The organism is Streptomyces sp. NPDC020780 (genome assembly GCF_044334475.1).
Lineage (GTDB): Bacteria > Actinomycetota > Actinomycetes > Streptomycetales > Streptomycetaceae > Streptomyces.
On record NZ_JBIRTB010000003.1, the window covers coordinates 643,045 to 658,949 of the forward strand.

At 72.5% G+C, this 15,905-nt stretch carries 17 protein-coding genes; 8 read left to right on the plus strand and 9 right to left on the minus strand.

Annotated elements, in window-relative coordinates; all coding sequences use genetic code 11:
* Positions 1-60: 60 nt before the first annotated feature.
* Positions 61-696, minus strand: coding sequence for a YigZ family protein (locus ACH4VO_RS08890; RefSeq protein ID WP_360996750.1), 636 nt, complete (start codon positions 694-696; stop codon positions 61-63).
* Between the two features lie 117 nt (positions 697-813).
* On the opposite strand from ACH4VO_RS08890, the gene ACH4VO_RS08895 reads away from it, so the two are divergent.
* Both ACH4VO_RS08895 and ACH4VO_RS08900 read left to right on the plus strand, forming a co-directional pair.
* Positions 814-1,230: a CoA-binding protein gene (locus tag ACH4VO_RS08895; RefSeq protein WP_360996748.1), complete on the plus strand. Its 417-nt coding sequence runs from the start codon at positions 814-816 to the stop codon at positions 1,228-1,230.
* 36 nt (positions 1,231-1,266) lie between these two features.
* Positions 1,267-2,076 carry an AAC(3) family N-acetyltransferase gene (locus ACH4VO_RS08900; RefSeq protein ID WP_360996745.1) on the plus strand — a complete coding sequence of 270 codons (810 nt, stop codon included), beginning with the start codon at positions 1,267-1,269 and terminating at the stop codon, positions 2,074-2,076.
* Between the two features lie 120 nt (positions 2,077-2,196).
* Here ACH4VO_RS08900 and ACH4VO_RS08905 read toward each other — a convergent pair whose 3' ends face one another.
* On the minus strand, positions 2,197-2,781 hold the full coding sequence (locus ACH4VO_RS08905) for an XRE family transcriptional regulator (RefSeq protein ID WP_360996743.1): 585 nt from the start codon (positions 2,779-2,781) through the stop codon (positions 2,197-2,199).
* Positions 2,782-3,057: 276 nt separating this feature from the next.
* Positions 3,058-3,888, minus strand: a complete 831-nt coding sequence (locus tag ACH4VO_RS08910; protein WP_360996850.1) for an acyltransferase — start codon at positions 3,886-3,888, stop codon at positions 3,058-3,060.
* A 156-nt stretch (positions 3,889-4,044) separates the two neighbouring features.
* On the opposite strand from ACH4VO_RS08910, the gene ACH4VO_RS08915 reads away from it, so the two are divergent.
* On the plus strand, positions 4,045-4,575 hold the full coding sequence (locus tag ACH4VO_RS08915) for a gamma carbonic anhydrase family protein (RefSeq protein WP_360996741.1): 531 nt from the start codon (positions 4,045-4,047) through the stop codon (positions 4,573-4,575).
* A 151-nt stretch (positions 4,576-4,726) separates the two neighbouring features.
* Here ACH4VO_RS08915 and ACH4VO_RS08920 read toward each other — a convergent pair whose 3' ends face one another.
* Both ACH4VO_RS08920 and ACH4VO_RS08925 read right to left on the minus strand, forming a co-directional pair.
* A complete protein-coding gene (locus ACH4VO_RS08920; RefSeq protein WP_360996738.1) occupies positions 4,727-5,392 on the minus strand; it encodes a DedA family protein in 666 nt (221 codons plus the stop codon).
* A gap of 78 nt (positions 5,393-5,470) precedes the next feature.
* Positions 5,471-5,908: a DUF4442 domain-containing protein gene (locus tag ACH4VO_RS08925; RefSeq protein ID WP_360996848.1), complete on the minus strand. Its 438-nt coding sequence runs from the start codon at positions 5,906-5,908 to the stop codon at positions 5,471-5,473.
* 109 nt (positions 5,909-6,017) lie between these two features.
* Here ACH4VO_RS08925 and ACH4VO_RS08930 point away from each other — a divergent pair, with 109 nt between their 5' ends.
* The gene (locus ACH4VO_RS08930; RefSeq protein ID WP_360996736.1) at positions 6,018-7,067 is read left to right on the plus strand and encodes a hypothetical protein; all 1,050 of its coding nucleotides are present in this window, start codon (positions 6,018-6,020) and stop codon (positions 7,065-7,067) included.
* Positions 7,068-7,158: 91 nt separating this feature from the next.
* The gene (locus tag ACH4VO_RS08935) at positions 7,159-8,487 is read left to right on the plus strand and encodes an MFS transporter (protein ID WP_360996733.1); all 1,329 of its coding nucleotides are present in this window, start codon (positions 7,159-7,161) and stop codon (positions 8,485-8,487) included.
* Here the strand turns inward: ACH4VO_RS08935 and ACH4VO_RS08940 are convergent.
* The 3 genes from ACH4VO_RS08940 to ACH4VO_RS08950 all read right to left on the minus strand — a co-directional run bounded on the left by ACH4VO_RS08940 (position 8,449) and on the right by ACH4VO_RS08950 (position 11,582).
* A complete protein-coding gene (locus ACH4VO_RS08940) occupies positions 8,449-9,294 on the minus strand; it encodes a fused MFS/spermidine synthase (protein ID WP_360996731.1) in 846 nt (281 codons plus the stop codon). The two genes, ACH4VO_RS08935 and ACH4VO_RS08940, sit on opposite strands and share 39 nt — an antisense overlap.
* Before the next feature lie 93 nt (positions 9,295-9,387).
* Positions 9,388-10,569: an elongation factor Tu gene (tuf, locus tag ACH4VO_RS08945; RefSeq protein ID WP_360996728.1), complete on the minus strand. Its 1,182-nt coding sequence runs from the start codon at positions 10,567-10,569 to the stop codon at positions 9,388-9,390.
* 293 nt (positions 10,570-10,862) lie between these two features.
* Positions 10,863-11,582 carry a DNA alkylation repair protein gene (locus ACH4VO_RS08950; RefSeq protein WP_360996725.1) on the minus strand — a complete coding sequence of 240 codons (720 nt, stop codon included), beginning with the start codon at positions 11,580-11,582 and terminating at the stop codon, positions 10,863-10,865.
* Positions 11,583-11,631: 49 nt separating this feature from the next.
* Here ACH4VO_RS08950 and ACH4VO_RS08955 point away from each other — a divergent pair, with 49 nt between their 5' ends.
* The gene (locus tag ACH4VO_RS08955; protein ID WP_360996723.1) at positions 11,632-12,354 is read left to right on the plus strand and encodes a VTT domain-containing protein; all 723 of its coding nucleotides are present in this window, start codon (positions 11,632-11,634) and stop codon (positions 12,352-12,354) included.
* Positions 12,355-12,393: 39 nt separating this feature from the next.
* On the opposite strand, the gene ACH4VO_RS08960 is transcribed toward ACH4VO_RS08955, so the two are convergent.
* The gene (locus ACH4VO_RS08960; protein ID WP_360996721.1) at positions 12,394-13,359 is read right to left on the minus strand and encodes a ferritin family protein; all 966 of its coding nucleotides are present in this window, start codon (positions 13,357-13,359) and stop codon (positions 12,394-12,396) included.
* Between the two features lie 389 nt (positions 13,360-13,748).
* Between ACH4VO_RS08960 and ACH4VO_RS08965 the strand changes: the two genes are divergently transcribed.
* Positions 13,749-14,621, plus strand: coding sequence for an undecaprenyl-diphosphate phosphatase (locus ACH4VO_RS08965; RefSeq protein ID WP_360996718.1), 873 nt, complete (start codon positions 13,749-13,751; stop codon positions 14,619-14,621).
* 222 nt (positions 14,622-14,843) lie between these two features.
* Positions 14,844-15,707 (plus strand): universal stress protein, encoded by an 864-nt coding sequence (locus ACH4VO_RS08970; RefSeq protein WP_360996715.1) that lies wholly within the window; start codon positions 14,844-14,846, stop codon positions 15,705-15,707.
* Positions 15,708-15,905 lie beyond the last annotated feature (198 nt).

A 15,905-nucleotide genomic window follows, 5' to 3' on the forward strand; every position in this document is an offset into this window, starting at 1 on the left:
GCCCCGCACCGATTCCCGCACCGGCCCCGGCCACGCTAACGCCGTGCGGTCCGTGACCCGTCATCCGGGTCGGACGTCCCCGTACGCCTCGCCGCCCAGTTCGAGCGTGGCGGAGCCGGCCGTGACGTCGGCGAGCCAGGCCCTGAACTCCTCCACCTCGGCGTCCGGCAGGCCGACGCCGATGGTCACCGACTCCGCGTAGCGCACGTCGTGCACACTCCGGCCGGTGGCGCGAAGGTCGTTCTCCAGCTTGCCCGCCCGCTGGTGGTCGACGGTGACGGTGGCGAGCCGGTAGCGCCGCCGGGTGACCGTGCCCAGCGCGTCCAGCGCCTCCCCCACCGCTCCCCCGTAGGCCCGGATCAGCCCGCCGGCGCCGAGCTTCACACCGCCGTAGTAGCGGGTGACCACGGCGACGACGTAGCGCGTCTCGCGGCGCATGAGCATCTGGAGCATGGGGACGCCCGCGGTTCCACCCGGCTCCCCGTCGTCACCGGCCTTCTGCACGGAGGCGTCGGCGCCGACCACGTACGCGAAGCAGTTGTGCGTGGCGGTGGGGTGCTCCTTGCGGATGTGTGCGACGAACGCCTGCGCCTCCTCCTCCGTGGCGGCGGGGGCGAGCGCACAGAGGAAGCGCGACCGGTTCACCTCGGTCTCGTGGACGCCCGCGCGGGCGACGGTCCGGTACTGCTCCTGCATCAGCCCACCCTATGCGCCCCTCCGCCGGCGCCGTTAACCCTCCCTGCGGGGGACGATCCGCCAGGCCGTTCACCCGTTCGTGGGGAATGGTCGGGCCGGATCGTCCGTTGTCGGGGCATGTACGCAGACGATGAGACGGTCCGCAGGATTCTTCAGGACTCGGGCGACACCTGGGCGGTGGTCGGCCTGTCCTCCAACCGCTCCCGGGCGGCTTACGGGGTGGCCCAGGTCCTCCAGCGCTTCGGGAAGAGGGTGGTCCCGGTACATCCCAAGGCCGAGCCGGTCCACGGCGAGCAGGGGTACGCCTCGCTGGCGGACGTCCCCTTCCCCGTCGATGTGGTGGACGTCTTCGTCAACAGCGACCAGGCCGGCGCGGTAGCCGACGAGGCGGTCGCCGCGGGCGCGAAGGCGGTCTGGTTCCAGCTCGGCGTGATCGACGAGGCGGCGTACGCGCGCACGCGCGCCGCGGGCCTGGACATGGTGATGGACCGCTGTCCCGCCATCGAGATACCCCGCATGGGCCGCCGGTCCTGACCTGCGTGGTGCCGGGCCCGGCTTCCGGCGGGAAGAATGCGTGCCGTGACACGGCATCCCGTCCCCGCTGACCGGGTCGCGGCCCAGCTCCAGGCGCTCGGCGTGGAGCGGGGAGGCGTCCTGCTGGTGCACGCGTCCATGCGTGCCGCCGGAGGGGACTCCGGAGCGATGGCCGGGGCCCTTCGCCGGGCGCTGGGTCCGCAGGGCACCCTGGTGGTCCCCACCTTCACCCCGGAGAACTCCGACACGTCCTCCGTCCACCTGGACCGCGTCCGCGGCCTGGGTAAGGAGGAGCGCGCGGCTGTGCGGGCCCAGATGCCGCCCTTCGACCGGGCCACCTCACCCGCGCCCTCCATGGGGCGGCTGGCCGAATCGGTCCGGCTGACTCCGGGGGCGGTCCGCAGTGCGCACCCGCAGACGTCGTTCGCCGCGGTCGGTCCGGCTGCGGCGAGGCTGCTCGGGCATCACCGACCGGACTGTCATCTGGGCGAGGACTCCCCTCTCGCCCGGCTCTACGAGGCCGATGCCCATGTCCTGCTGCTGGGGACGGGCTTCGGCAGCTGCACCGCCTTCCACCTCGCCGAGTACCGGCTCCCGGCACCGCCCCGCCGCTTGTACCGCTGTGTGGTCGCGTCGGACGGCGGACGCCGGTGGTGGGAGTACGAGGACATCCGGCTGGACGACAGCGACTTCCCGTCCCTGGGTGCCGCCTTCGAGCGGTCGGACGCCGCCGGGGAGGTGCGCGGTGGGACGGTGGGTGCGGCACCCAGCCGTCTCTTCCGCCTCCGGGCAGCCGTGGACTTCGCCACCCGCTGGCTGCGGGAGCACCGCCCCCAGGGCGGATAGTGCCCAGGGCCGGGCCGGCACGCCGGACGCCCGGGCCCGCACGCCCCTCGACCGGGCCACCGCGTCACACCGCCGAGGGGTGCACGCGTACCGGTCACGCCACCGGTGGCCGTCCGGCGGTCATGTGCTGTGCGAGCGGACCGGCGGGATGGAGACGGCCATGGTCATCTCGGCGGGCTCGGAGCTGTCGTTGCGGTAGCTGTGGGGCACGTGCGCCTCGAAGGTCGCCGAGGTGCCGGCCGGTACCGCGTGTGCGTCGCCGCCGACGACCAGGGTCAGTTCGCCCGCCGTGACGTGGAGGAGCTCCACCGTGCCCTCGGGGTGCGGGTCCGAGGCGCTGCTGTCGCCGGGCATCAGGCGCCAGGACCAGAGCTCGAGGGGCCCTCGGGCCTCCGTACCGACCAGCAGCACGGTGGAGCTGCCCGCCTCTGTGGACCACATGCGCACGGCCTGCCTCTCGGGCACCAGCCGTACCTGGGGGCATTGTTCGTGGTCGAGGAGGGTGGTGATACTGACGCCCAGCGCGTCGGCGAGCTTCACGGTGGTGGCGACACTCGGGTTCGTGCGTGCCTGCTCGATCTGGATGATCATTCCCCGGCTGACCCCGGCGCGGGCTGCGAGGGCGTCCAGGGTGAAGCCGCGCTCACCCCGCCGGCGCTTGAGGTTGCGCGCGAGCGACTGCGTGAGCTGATCGAGGTCAGACACTTTCCGTCCAATGCCATGGATGACAGGGTCACAAACAGAGCACTACGGCGTGGTGCACCGAACCGGCCACCGCACTGTACTGCGAGGCACGACGTGACAGCGCTGTTCGCCCTGGCGGCCCACCATGGCCCGATCTCCGTCGCCGCCGTACCGGCTTCGCTGTATCCGGTGGTGACGGCGCCGGCAGCCGCGCGTCGTCCTGGGCGAGCGGCCGCGGGATGTCCAGGCGGCCCGAGCGGGCCCGGCCCTGCTCGGAACGGTCCTCCTGGCGACGGGTCAGGGGTTGCCCCCACGCACCGGCACCCCGTCGGCGTCCGGGGCCGGCGCCCGAGCCGGGGTGTCCGGTGCCGTGTCCTCCAGCAATTCCGCCACGGCCTGCAGCTGCTCGGAGGTGACCCCCTCGGGGATCGGAACCGGTGCGGGCGTACGCAACGGCGGCTGCCAGCCCCTGTCGGGGTCCCAGCTGCGGACGACGCGGGCGGGGGCGCCCGCCACCACGGCGCGGTCGGGGACCTCTCCGCGTACGACGGCGCCCGCCGCGACCACGACGTTGCGGCCGAGTCTCGCCCCCGGAAGGATCACCGCCCCGGTGCCGATCCAGCAGCCCGGACCGATCACGACCGGTTCCATGCGCGGCCACTGCCTGCCCACCGGCTCGTCGGGGTCGTCGTAACTGTGGTTGGTCGACGTGATGTAGACGTACGGACCGCAGTACGTGTCCGCTCCGATCGACACGGTGGTGTCGGCGACGACATGACTGCCGCGGCCCAGCACGACCCCGTTGCCCAGCGTCAGCACGGTCTCCGGACCCAGGTCCAGATCGGGCATCAGCCCGGCCGTGAGCGTGACCTGTTCCGCGATGATGCAGTGGTCGCCGAGCTCGATCCACCGCTCGCCGAACACGGTGCCCTGCGGGAAGGCGAGCCGCGTCCCGGGGCCGATGCGACCGAACCGCAGCTTCCCCGGGCGCTCCGCGGTGACGGCGCCGGTCTTCTGCAGCCAGGCCCAGCCCCGGTGGACCGCACCGGTCAGGACGCGACGACGCCAGCGCGCCAGGGACGCGGCCGTGTCTCTGCTCTTCGGCTCCCGCTCGCGGTTGTTGGGCACCCGCTCACGGTAGTCCGCCGGGACGGCACCGATCCGGCCCCCGCCTGTGATGTTCACCCCACCCCGCGGGGGCGGCAGGGATGTCCATTACGGTTCCCCTGGCGCGACGGGCGCGCGAGCACGACCCGCACCACACCCGCGGCGGAGGAGCAGGCGATGGCAGAGCAGGCGTTGGTCACCGGCATCGGCGGCAAGGAGCCGGACATCGACCCGGACGCCTTCGTGGCGCCGACGTCCGTCGTGGTCGGCGAGGTCTCGCTGGCCCCGGGCTCCAGCGTCTGGTACCAGGCGGTCCTGCGGGCCGACTGCGGGCCGATCTCGCTCGGCCCGGACAGCAACATCCAGGACAACTGCAGCGTCCACACCGACCCGGGCTTCCCGCTGACCGTGGGCGCCAGGGTCTCCGTCGGCCACAACGCCGTCCTGCACGGCTGCGTCATCGAGGACGACGTACTGGTCGGCATGGGCGCCACCGTGCTCAACGGGGCGCACATCGGAGCGGGTTCACTGGTGGCCGCGCAGGCCCTCGTACCACAGGGGATGCGGGTGCCTCCGGGCTCCCTCGTCGCCGGTGTCCCCGCCAAGGTCAAGCGGCAGTTGACCGACGAGGAGCGCGAGGGCATCGCCTTCAACGCGGCCGGTTACGTGGAGCTGGCGAAGGCCCACCGCCGGGCGCACGCAGGCTGACGCCGCACGGCACCGCGCGCCGCACGGCACCGCGCGCCGCACGGCACCGCGCGCCGCGGGCGCCGCGCTCCGGGAGGGCGGCGGGCTCCGGAGGGCGGCGGGCCCGGGCCCGTCGTGCCCCGTCGGCCGCCCCGGCACCGGTTCGCGCCGGTCAGTCGGCGGCGGGCGCGGAGCCGGGCTCGGTAGTGGCCACCGGCAGCACGGCCGGCTGCTCCGCGGCCTTCCTGGCCCGGTTCTTCAGCACCAGCATCGAGGTCAGGCCCATCAGGACGGCGACGAGCAGGCCCAGCCAGGAGAAGCGCTTGAGCCACGCCTCGGCGACGACTCCCACCGAGTAGACGACGGCCGTGGTGCCGCCTGCCCAGACGATGCCGCCGAGCACGTTGGCGATGAGGAACTTCCAGTACGGCATGCGCAGGACACCGGCCAGCGGCCCCGCGAAGATCCGCAGCAACGCGACGAAGCGGCCGAAGAAGACCGCCCACATGCCCCACTTCTCGAAGGAACGCTCGGCCATGGCGATCTGCGCCTCCCCGAAGTGCTTGGGGAATCTGCCGCCGAGCCAGGCCAGCAGGGGCCGTCCGCCCTTGCGGCCGATGGCGTAGCCGATCGAGTCACCGATGATCGCTCCGGCCGTCGCGCACGCGCCGAGCACCACGGGATCGACCTCGCCGTGCTGGGAGGCGAGGAGCGCCGAGCTCACGAGGATGATCTCGCCGGGCAGCGGGATGCCCAGGCTCTCCAGCCCGATGACGACCCCGACCAGCAGGTAGATACTGACCGCGGGGACGGTCTCGAGCCATTCCTGGACGTGCAAAGCCGGTTCCTCCCGTAGAGAATCTGCCGCCGCGCACCACGCGTGGCGCACGGCGGGCAGCCTACCGGGCCGACGCGGTCAGCGGTTCGGGCGCAGCGTCCAGACCACGCTCATCTCGCTCGTCACGGCGCCGTCGGCCCGCCGGATCTCGACCTGCACGGGGAACTCGGGCCGCTTGCCCTCGTCGAGTTCGGCGACGACCTCGGCAGCCGGGCGGCCGAGCGTGGCGGTCGCGGTGAGCGGGCCCATGGCCACCTTCTTGAAGGCCATCTCCGTGGTCACGGGCAGCGGGACGGCGCGCGCCAGCTGGTCTCCGAACGCGGCGACGACGATGGCCCCGCTCGCCGACTCGGCCAGTGTGAACATCGCTCCGGCGTGCGGTCCGCCGAGGTGGTTGTGGTATTCGGCCTGGTCCGGGAGCGAGAGGACAGCGCGCTCGGCGGTGGTCTCCAGGTACTCGAGGTTGAGGGTGCGGACCATCGGAACGCTCGCGGACAGCATGGCGCCGACCGTCATCTCTTCAGTGCTCATGACCGTGACGTTACTAGTGAGTAGCATGCCTTGACCATCCCCTCACAGGGGCGGCCGTGGCAGCGGGCGTCCGGTCCCTCTATGGTTACTGGCCATGTGGCCAGGACAGCAGCCGCCCGGGGGCGAGCAGAACCCGCAGGACCAGAACCAGAACCCGTACCAGCAGCCGGGGTACCACCAGCCGAATCCGTACCAGCAGCCGGGGTACCAGCAGACCGGGGCTCAGCAGCCGGGTTACCCGCAGGGGCAGCAGCCGGGTTACCCGCAGCCCAACCCGTACCAGCAGCCGACCGTGCCGCAGTACAGCGTGCCGGGCCCGCCCGGCGGACCGCAGCCCGGTGACAGGAAGAAGACGACGGTCGTCGCGGTCGTCGCGGCCACCGCGGTCGTCGTGGCGGCGGTCGTCACCGGAGTCGTCGTCATGAACAAGGACGACGACAAGAGCGGCCCCGACGTCGCGGACGGCAAGAAGACCTCACCCTCCGCGAAGGCCTCCGACGCCCCCTCCTCCCCCGCGGCGAACCCGCGCGGCGGGGAGGACGCCGCACCGTCCGTTCCCGGCTGGAAGGTGGTGACCAACCCGAAGTGGGGGACGCAGTTCGACGTGCCCGGTGACTGGGAGGTCGCCGGAACGGGTGTGTTCTCCGGCTTCGAGGACGTGAAGGACCCGACCGGACCGCCGGCCGCCGGCTTCACCGCCCCCGCCTATTACAAGAGCAAGTGGTGCGTCGACGATGTCGACAAGGACGGCTCCAAGGAGGACACCGGCCTCGCGGGCGTCGGCACCAAGGGCGCCCAGGGTGCCAAGAACACGGACGAGGCCGCCACCAACGAGGCAGCCAACTGGGTGTGGGCCGCCTACGCCCAGGAGGACCCCAAGGAGAAGGTCAAGATCGGCAAGGCCGCTCCGTACACCACGAAGTCGGGTCTCTCCGGCAGTGTCGTGTCGGCCACCGCCACGGGGCTGGCCAAGAAGAACAAGTGCGACACCGACGGCAAGTCGACGGCGTTCAGCTTCAAGAACGCCAAGGGCGAGTACGCGACCTGGGTCCTCTACGCCAACGCCGGTGTGGACGACGAACTCCCCGACGCCACCGTCCAGAAGATCCTCAGCACGGTGCGGCTCGCGGAGAGCGCGTCCTGATCCCCTGACGGTCGCGTATCGGTCATGTCCATTCGGCGGAGTCGGTCATATCCATTTGGCGGAGTGGGGTGCGGGCGGGGATAGTCCCCGGGTGACTTCCGCCGGCACCACCCCACCCGCCGCTTCCCGCGCCCCGCGGACCGGCCGCAACTACGGTCTGCTGACCGCCGCCGCGATCATCACGAGCCTGGGTACCCACGGCGCGCTGATCGCGGCGGCCTTCGCGGTTCTGGAGGCGGGCGGCGACGCGGGGGACGTGGGTCTGGTCGCCGCCGCACGTACCGCGCCGCTGGTGCTCTTCCTGCTGGTCGGCGGGGCGATCGCGGACCGGCTGCCGCGTCACCGGGTGATGGTGGCGGCGAACGCCCTCAACGGGGTTTCCCAGGCGGTCCTCGCCTGGCTGGTCCTGACGGGCGACGCCAGGCTCTGGCACATGATGCTGCTCACCGCCCTGTGCGGCACCGGCCAGGCCTTCTTCAACCCGGCGGCCGAGGGCATGCTCCTGTCCAGCGTCAGCGGCGAACAGGCCGCCCGCGCCTTCGCCTTCTTCCGGATGGCCATGCACGGTGCCGCGATCGGCGGCGCGGCGCTGGGTGGGGCCATGATCGCGGCCATGGATCCGGGCTGGGTGCTCGCGGTCGACGCGGCGGCGTTCGCCGTCGCCGGTACGCTGCGCGCGTTCCTCGACGTCCGCCACATTCCCGACCGTGCGCCGGGCGGCGGACTGCTCGCCGACATGCGCGACGGCTGGCGGGAGGTCGTGGGCCGCCCCTGGCTGTGGGCCGTCGTCCTGCAGTTCTCGGTGGTCGTGGCCGTCGTCGGGGCCGCGGAGGCGGTGTACGGGCCGCTGGTGGCCAGGGAAGAACTGGGCGGGGCCCGTCCCTGGGGGTTCGCGCTCGCCGCGTTCGGTGTCGGCACCCTGGGCGGGGCGCTCCTGATGATGCGCTGGAAGCCGCGCCGGCTGCTGCTGGCGGGCACGCTCTGTGTGTTCCCCCTGGCCCTGCCGTCGGCGGGGCTGGCGATCCCCCTGCCCGTCGGCGCGCTCTGCGGCGTGATGTTCGTGACCGGGGTCGCCATCGAGGTGTTCGGTGTCTCCTGGATGACGGCGCTGCACCAGGAGATACCGGAGGAGAAGCTGTCCCGGGTGTCGGCGTACGACTGGTTCGGCTCCGTGGCGATGGTGCCGCTCGCCACGGCCGCGGCCGGTCCCGTGGAGACGCTGGTCGGCCGCAGCCAGGCGCTGTGGGGCTGCGCCGCGCTGATCGTGCTGGTGACGGCGGGGGTGCTGTTCGTCCCGGACGTACGGAACCTGACCCGCCGTGGCACGGTCGTGAAGGGCGGGGGCGCCCCCGCCGCCCTGCCCGGCCGGCCCGCCGGGGCCTCAGCCGATACCGAAAGCCCCGTCGGGGGGCTCGGGTGAGGCGACCGCCTCGGTGTCCGGTACGGGCCGCGCGGCACCGATGAACCGGCTCAGCGCCGCACCGTGCTCCACCCGGGCGGGGAACGCGTCGGCGGCGCACCGTCTGGTCAGTGCGGCGATGTCCAGGGGCGCCCGGGAGGCCACGAGCACCGCGTTGCCGAACCGCCGGCCCCGCAGGACCGCAGGTTCGGCGATCAGCGCCACCTCGTCGAAGACCGCGGCGAAATTGGCCAGTTGCGGGCGCAGGAAGTCGAAGGGCGCACTGTCGGCCAGGTTGGCGGCGTAGGTCCCCCCGGCGCGCAGGACCCGCCCGGCGGCGTGCGCGTACTCGACGGACGTGAGGTGGGCGGGCACCCGGGCCCCGCCGAAGACATCGGCGATCACGAGGTCCGCGGAGTCCGCCGGTGCCCGCTCCAGCCAGGTACGGGCGTCGGCGCCGTGCACCGTGATCCCGGCCCCTTCGGGCAGCGGGAGGTGCTCACCGACCAGGGCGGACAGCCCTCGGTCCGCCTCCGCGACGTGCTGCCGCGAACCGGGACGGGTCGCGGCGAGGTAGCGGGGCAGGGTGAGCGCCCCGCCGCCGAGGTGCACGGCCTCCAGGGGCGTGCCGGGGTCCGCCGCCGCGTCCACGACGTGGGCGAGCCGGCGTACGTACTCGAACTCCAGGTGCTCCGGCTCGTCGAGGTCCACGTACGACTGCGGGGCCCCGTCGACCGTGAGCAGCCAGGCGCGTGCGCGGTCCACGTCGGGCATCAGGCGGGCGGTCCCGAAGTCGGTGGCGCGGAGGACGGGTATGGGCTCGTTCACTCCCCCATTGTTCCTTGGGACGGGCCTGTTCCGGGCACCGGGAGCCCACCCCCTCGGTAAGGAGGGGGCGAGCTCCCGGCCCCGGCGCCGGTCTCAGAGCAGACCGGTGACCGTCCCGGCGGCGACGGTCCTGCCGCCCTCGCGGACGGCGAAGCCGAGACCGGCCTCCAGGGGGACGTCACGGCCCAGTTCGATCGTCATGGTGACGGTGTCACCGGGCCGCGCCACCGCCGCCTCCCCCAGGTCGACGTCCCCGACGACGTCCGCCGTACGGATGTAGAACTGCGGCCGGTATCCGGTGGTGACCGGCGTGGTCCGGCCCCCTTCCCGCGCGGACAGGACGTACACCTGCGCGGTGAAGCGCCGGCGGGGTGTGACGCTGCCCGGCGCCGCCACCACATGGCCGCGGCGGACCCGGTCGCGCTCCACTCCGCGCAGCAGCAGCGCGACGTTGTCGCCGGCCTGCGCGGACTCCATCGGCTTCCCGAAGGTCTCCAGGCCGGTGACGACCGTCTCGATGTCCGCGCCGAGCACCGACACACGGTCCCCGACGCGCACCGTGCCGCGCTCGACGGCGCCGGTGACGACGGTGCCGCGCCCCGTGATGGTGAGGACGTTCTCCACCGGCAGGAGGAACGGCGCGTCGGTGTAGCGCACGGGCATCGGTACGTACGTGTCGACGGCGTCCAGCAGCCCCTCGATGGAGGCAGTCCACTGCGGGTCGCCCTGGAGGGCCTTCAGCCCCGACACCCGGACGACGGGCACGGTGTCCCCGCCGTAGCCGTGCGCGGAGAGCAGTTCGCGCACCTCCAGCTCGACCAGGTCGGTCAGCATCGAGTCCTCACCGTCGGCGACGGCGTCGGCCTTGTTCAGGGCGACGACGATGTGGTCGACACCGACCTGCCGGGCCAGCAGGACGTGCTCCGCGGTCTGCGGCATGATGCCGTCGAGCGCGGAGACGACCAGGATCGCACCGTCGAGCTGCGCCGCTCCCGTCACCATGTTCTTGATGTAGTCGGCGTGCCCGGGCATGTCGACGTGCGCGTAGTGCCGGGTGTCCGTCTCGTACTCGACGTGCGAGATGTTGATGGTGATGCCGCGCTGCGCCTCCTCGGGCGCCCGGTCGATGCGGTCGAACGGCACGAAGGTGCCGCTGCCGCGGTCGCTGAGAACCTTGGTGATGGCCGCGGTCAGGGTGGTCTTGCCGTGGTCGACGTGGCCCATGGTGCCGATGTTCAGGTGCGGCTTGGTGCGCACGTATGCCGTCTTGGGCATGGCTCGATCCTTGGTGTGCGAGCTGAGTGGAGAAGACCCCAGGGCCCTGCCGACCCTCCCCTTGCGGGGTCCGCCGGACTGTCGGGGGAGGGTCAGCTTCGGGCGCCGCCGAGGAGCGCTGCGGCAGCGGTGAACGCTGCTGCGACTGCTGCTGCTGCGACTGTGGTCGCAGGGCTCACGGCAGCCTTCGGCGTGTCCGCGACTGCGGACTGCGCTGCGGGGAAGGCGTACCGGAACATGCCCTGATCATGGCGGAGCGGCGGGGGCCGCGTCGAACGGTTTTCGGGCGGGCCTCAGCCGGTGTTCCTGAGCGCCTCGCGCACGGAGAGCGGCGAGAGGCGGTGCCGGGCACCGTCGACGAAGTCACGGACGGCCTCCGGGTCGGTCCTGGCGTACTCGCGCAGGCACCAGCCGATCGCCTTGCGGACGAAGAAGTCGGGGTGGTCGGCGCGGAGCAGGCAGTATCCGAACAACCGGCCGGTGTCGGTCCGTTCCCGGTACCGGAGTTGGTGGAGCAGCGCGGTGCGGACGATCCAGCGGTCGTCGTCCCCGGCCCACCGGTCCATCGCGCGCTTCAGCCCCGGATCGGCCGCGACGAGCGGTCCGGCCACATGGGCGGCGAGCACGTCGACGGTGTCCCACCACGGGTCCGTGCTCACGAGATGGCGCAGGACGGGAAGGAAGCCCGGGGAGCAGCGGCCGACGTGACGGCGCAGGTAGTCGGCGGCGAAGTACCGGTACTCGCGCTCGGGCAACTCCCAGCAGCGCAGGGCGATCGCGGTGCAGTCCGCCTCGTCCGGCGGTGCGGTGCCCGCCAGTACGGTCCTGGACAGAGCGCGGCGCCGCGGGGTGGCGATCCCGAGGAAGGGGGTGACGTTCCTCATGTACGCGGCCGCTCCCACCGCCCGTTCGGCGTCGGCCGCCTCGGGAAACACGCGGGTGAGACGGTGCAGGACGGTGTCGGCGAGCCCACTGTCCGGCACGGCGGGGCCACCCTGCGCCGATGCGTTCATGGGGTGCACAGTACGGCGGGCGCCCACGCCTTTCGGTTACGCTCCCCAGATGTTCGACCCCGTCCCCGCCGCCCGGCCCTCCGGCGGTCCCGCAGCGCGTTGCGCGAAGGCGCTGCTCTCCCCCTGGTCCCGGTTCTCCCTGCTGGTGGCGATGCTGGTGGCTGCCGCCACCACCATGCTGCTGTTCGAGCCGCAGCGGCTGCTGGAGTCCGGCTGGCCACCCCACCTCACGGGCTCGTCGGCGGCCATGGTGTTCGGTCTGGCGTACGGGGTGTGCACGGTGGCCTTCGTGCCGCGTCCGCTGCTCAACCTCGCCGCCGGTGCGCTCTTCGGCGCCCAGGCCGGTCTGGCGGCGGCGCTGGCCGGGACCGTGCTCGGCGCGGGTGTCTCCTTCCTGCTCGGCCGCGTGCTCGGGCAGGACGCGCTCCGTACGCTGCTGCGCGGGAAGTGGCTCAAGGCGGCGGACGGGCTGCTGAGCCGGCACGGCTTCCGCTCCATGCTGGCGATACGGCTGTTCCCCGGCGTGCCGTTCGCCGCTGCCAACTACTGTGCGGCGACCTCCCGGATGGGGTATCCGCCGTTCCTGCTGGCCACGGGCATCGGCTCGATCCCCAACACGGCGGCGTACGTCGTCGCGGGCAGCGAGGCGTCGTCACCCACCTCCCCGGTCTTCCTCGCGGCGATGGGCTTCATCGTGCTCTCGGGTGCGGGGGCCGCGCTGGTCGCGTGGCGCAAGCGCCACCGGCTGGGGACCGCGCGGCCACCGGCCTGAGCCGCGAGCCGTTCCCGCGGCGCAGGACACCTCAGGTGGTCAGGACGCCGAGTGACGAGCCGGGCCCTTCCCTGTCCGGGGCTCGCCGAGGGCGCGGCGGAAGGCTGCGGCGTGGTCCCCTTCGTCGTCGGCGATCTCGGTGAACAACGCGGCTGCGCGCGTGTCACCCGCCTTCTCGGCCCGCCGGGCGAACGTGGGGTACATGACCTCGGCCTCGTAGGTCTCGCCCGCGATGGAGGTGCGGAGGTTGGTGTCGGTGTCCGACACCAGACCGTCGAGGCGGGCTTCGGCGGCGAAGTGCTCGTGCAGTTCCACATCGGCCAGTCCACGGAACAGCTCCGCGAGCCTCCCCTGGCCGGCCCGTTCCGCGTGGCGTGCGAAGAGGGTGTAGGCGGCGTTGGCCTCTCCCTCTCCGTGCATGGCGTCCTCGAGGTTGGCGCGGGTGCGGGCGGAGGAGACCTGGGGCGGACCGGCCGGCACCTCGACCCGGTCGACCGCAGGGGGTGCGGGGACAGTGCCCTTCCCGAGGGTGAGCGCGCGCAGGGCCTGCGACAGCAGGCGACGGTGTTCGTCCTCGTCCGCGGCGATCTCCGTGAACCGTTCCGCGGCCTGGAAGTCCCCGTCCTGCCGGGCCTCCTCGGCGTACGTGGGGTACATCGACGACGCCTCGTACCGCTCCCCCTCGATGGCGTGCCGGAGGTTGGCCTCGTCGCTGCCCACGAAGTTGATGAGAGCGGCTTCCTGGGTGAAGTGGTCGTTGAGCTCCACACCGGCCGCCCGGCGGAACAACTCGGCGGTGGAGTGGCGCCCTTCGCGGTCGGCCTGGTCGGCGTAGAAGAGGTAGGCGGCGTGGGCGAAACCCTCGCCCCGCATCGCGGCCCGCGTGTCCTGCACCGTGCTCAGCGCGAGGGCCTGTGCCACCGCGGCCTGCGATACGGACATGGACATGCCGGTGAGGGCCAGAGTGGCACCCGCACACCGGATCAGACGCGTGAAGGTAGACATCGTGGGAGATCTTTCTTGCCGAGGTCGGTGGAGCCTCCCGGCGGGAGGCCCCACCAGACTGAGGGCGCCGTTGCCGTGTCCGGGCCGCGACGCCGACTCCCGCGCCGAGCTCACCCGCGCGGTGGACAGCGGGTGCCCCGTACGGTCCAGCCGCGGCGGGATTCTTGACCGTCGGGCGAGCGGTGGTCCTGATTCCCTGGTAGTGGCCCGTTAGCCGGGGGCAGCCGGGGGGCTGTTCACCTCCAGGCGATACGCTGCGCGCGACCGACACAGGAGGTCCGGGGCAGTGACGTGCCGTCCCCTTCGACTCCTGACCACACCCGCACGCGGCCGACGGCTCTCCAGGCCGTCGGCCGTCGCATGAACACCTCCGGGATGGCCTAAGCCCCATGAGCTGGTTCGAATCATTCGTCCTGGGACTCGTTCAGGGACTGACCGAGTTCCTGCCGATCTCCTCCAGCGCCCACCTGCGGCTGACCGCGGCCTTCGCGGGCTGGCACGACCCTGGCGCGGCGTTCACCGCGATCACCCAGATCGGCACGGAGGCGGCGGTCCTCATCTACTTCCGCAAGGACATCGCCCGGATCGTCTCGGCGTGGTTCCGGTCGCTGACCAACCGGGCCATGCGCAGCGATCACGATGCGAAGATGGGCTGGCTGGTGATCGTCGGCTCGATCCCCATCGGCGTGCTGGGGCTGGTGTTCAAGGACCAGATCGAGGGGCCGTTCCGCGATCTGCGCCTGATCGCCACCACGCTGATCGGTATGGGCATCATTCTCGGGATCGCGGACCGTCTCGCGGCGCGTGACGAGGCCGGCGGCAAGCACCGTGCGGTCAGGGAGCGCAAGTCGCTGAAGGAGCTGGGTGTCAGGGACGGCCTGATCTTCGGCTTCTGTCAGGCGATGGCGCTGATCCCCGGCGTCTCGCGCTCGGGCGCCACGATCAGTGGTGGTCTGCTGATGGGCTACAGCCGTGAGGCGGCGGCACGCTATTCGTTCCTGCTGGCGGTTCCCGCGGTTCTGGCCTCCGGCGTCTTCGAGCTGAAGGACGCGGGCGAGGGGCATGTCGCCTGGGGGCCCACGGTCTTCGCGACGATCATCGCTTTCGCGGTGGGGTACGCGGTCATCGCCTGGTTCATGAAGTTCATCACGACCAAGAGCTTCATGCCGTTCGTCATCTACCGCGTGCTCCTGGGCATCGCCTTGTTCGCGCTGGTGGCAGCAGGGGTGCTCAGCCCGCACGCGGGCGAGTCCGCAGGCTGAGCCGGCGCACCTGACCCGCCTGGCGGCGGACGCCTCACCGGGCCGGTGAGGCGTCCGCCGTGCCCCGTCTCCCCGGGCCTTACGGGCGCTCCGCAGCCGGCCGGTGCGTTCCGGTCGGCCGGCCTCGGGCGATAATCGGGTGGGAAGCGCCAGGCCCCCCGGTAGCCGTACGGAGGGCCCGGTCGCCACCCCGAAGATCTTCCACCGCTCCCGGAGGCACTCATGACCGCCGACGACCGTCCCCTGATCGCCGCAGTCGACGGCTCCTCGCACAGCTGGGAGGCGCTCCGATGGGCCACTCAGGAGGCCCTGCGCCGGGGGTGGCCGCTGCTGATCGTGCACGTCCGGCCGCACATCCGGCGCGGCAGCGAGGAGGTGCAGCTGCGGGAGGCGGAGGAACTCCTCGAACAGGCGCTGCGCCGGACCTCCCAGCTCGCGCCCGAGCTGCCGACCTCGACGCTGACCCCTCTGGACTTCCCCTCGGCCGCGCTGACGTCGCTGAGCGGTGACGCGTCGATGGTGGTCGTCGGCTCGCGCGGCCTCGGCGGGTTCCGCTCGCTCATGATCGGCTCGAACAGCCTGGCCACCGCGTCGATGTCCCGGTGCCCGGTGGTCGTCGTCAACAGCGGGCACGCCGAGGAGGACGAGCAGGAGGCCGCCGCCCCCTTCCCGGACGTCGTCGCGGGAGTGGCCGCCGACGAGAGCAGCGAGGCGGTCCTGGAGTTCGCTTTCGAGGCCGCGGCATCGAGGCCGGGGGCCCGGCTGCGGCTGGTGCACGGCTGGACGATGTTCTCGTCGATGCTGTCCGGCGGCCCCGTCTTCGACCGCGAGGCCGCCGCGGACGCGGCGGAGCGCACCCTGGCCGAGCTCACTTCCGGCTGGATCGAGAAGTACCCGCAGGTGGACGTCGTGCGGGAGCCGGTGAGCGGCTCGGCGTCCCGGACGCTGGTCACGGCCTCGGCCACGGCGGCCCTGATCGTGGTCGGGCGGCGCAAGGGCGGGGAGTCCCTCGGCCTCGGGCTCTCTCCGGTGGCGCAGACGACGGTGACGCACGCACTCGGTCCGGTGGCCGTCGTCCCCTGCTGACACCGTGGCCGCCGACGGGCGCGAAGCGGCGCCCTCGCCTCTACTCCGGTGGGCGGTGCACCTTCGGCACGGCGCGTCCTGAACAGGTCGGCGGATCCGTACCCTCGCGGCGTACGAGGAGGGGCGGTGCGTGCCACGGTCCGGCGCCGCCGACTGTTCGCGGACGGCACGGCGCACAGGGGGCGCCGGCCACGGCAC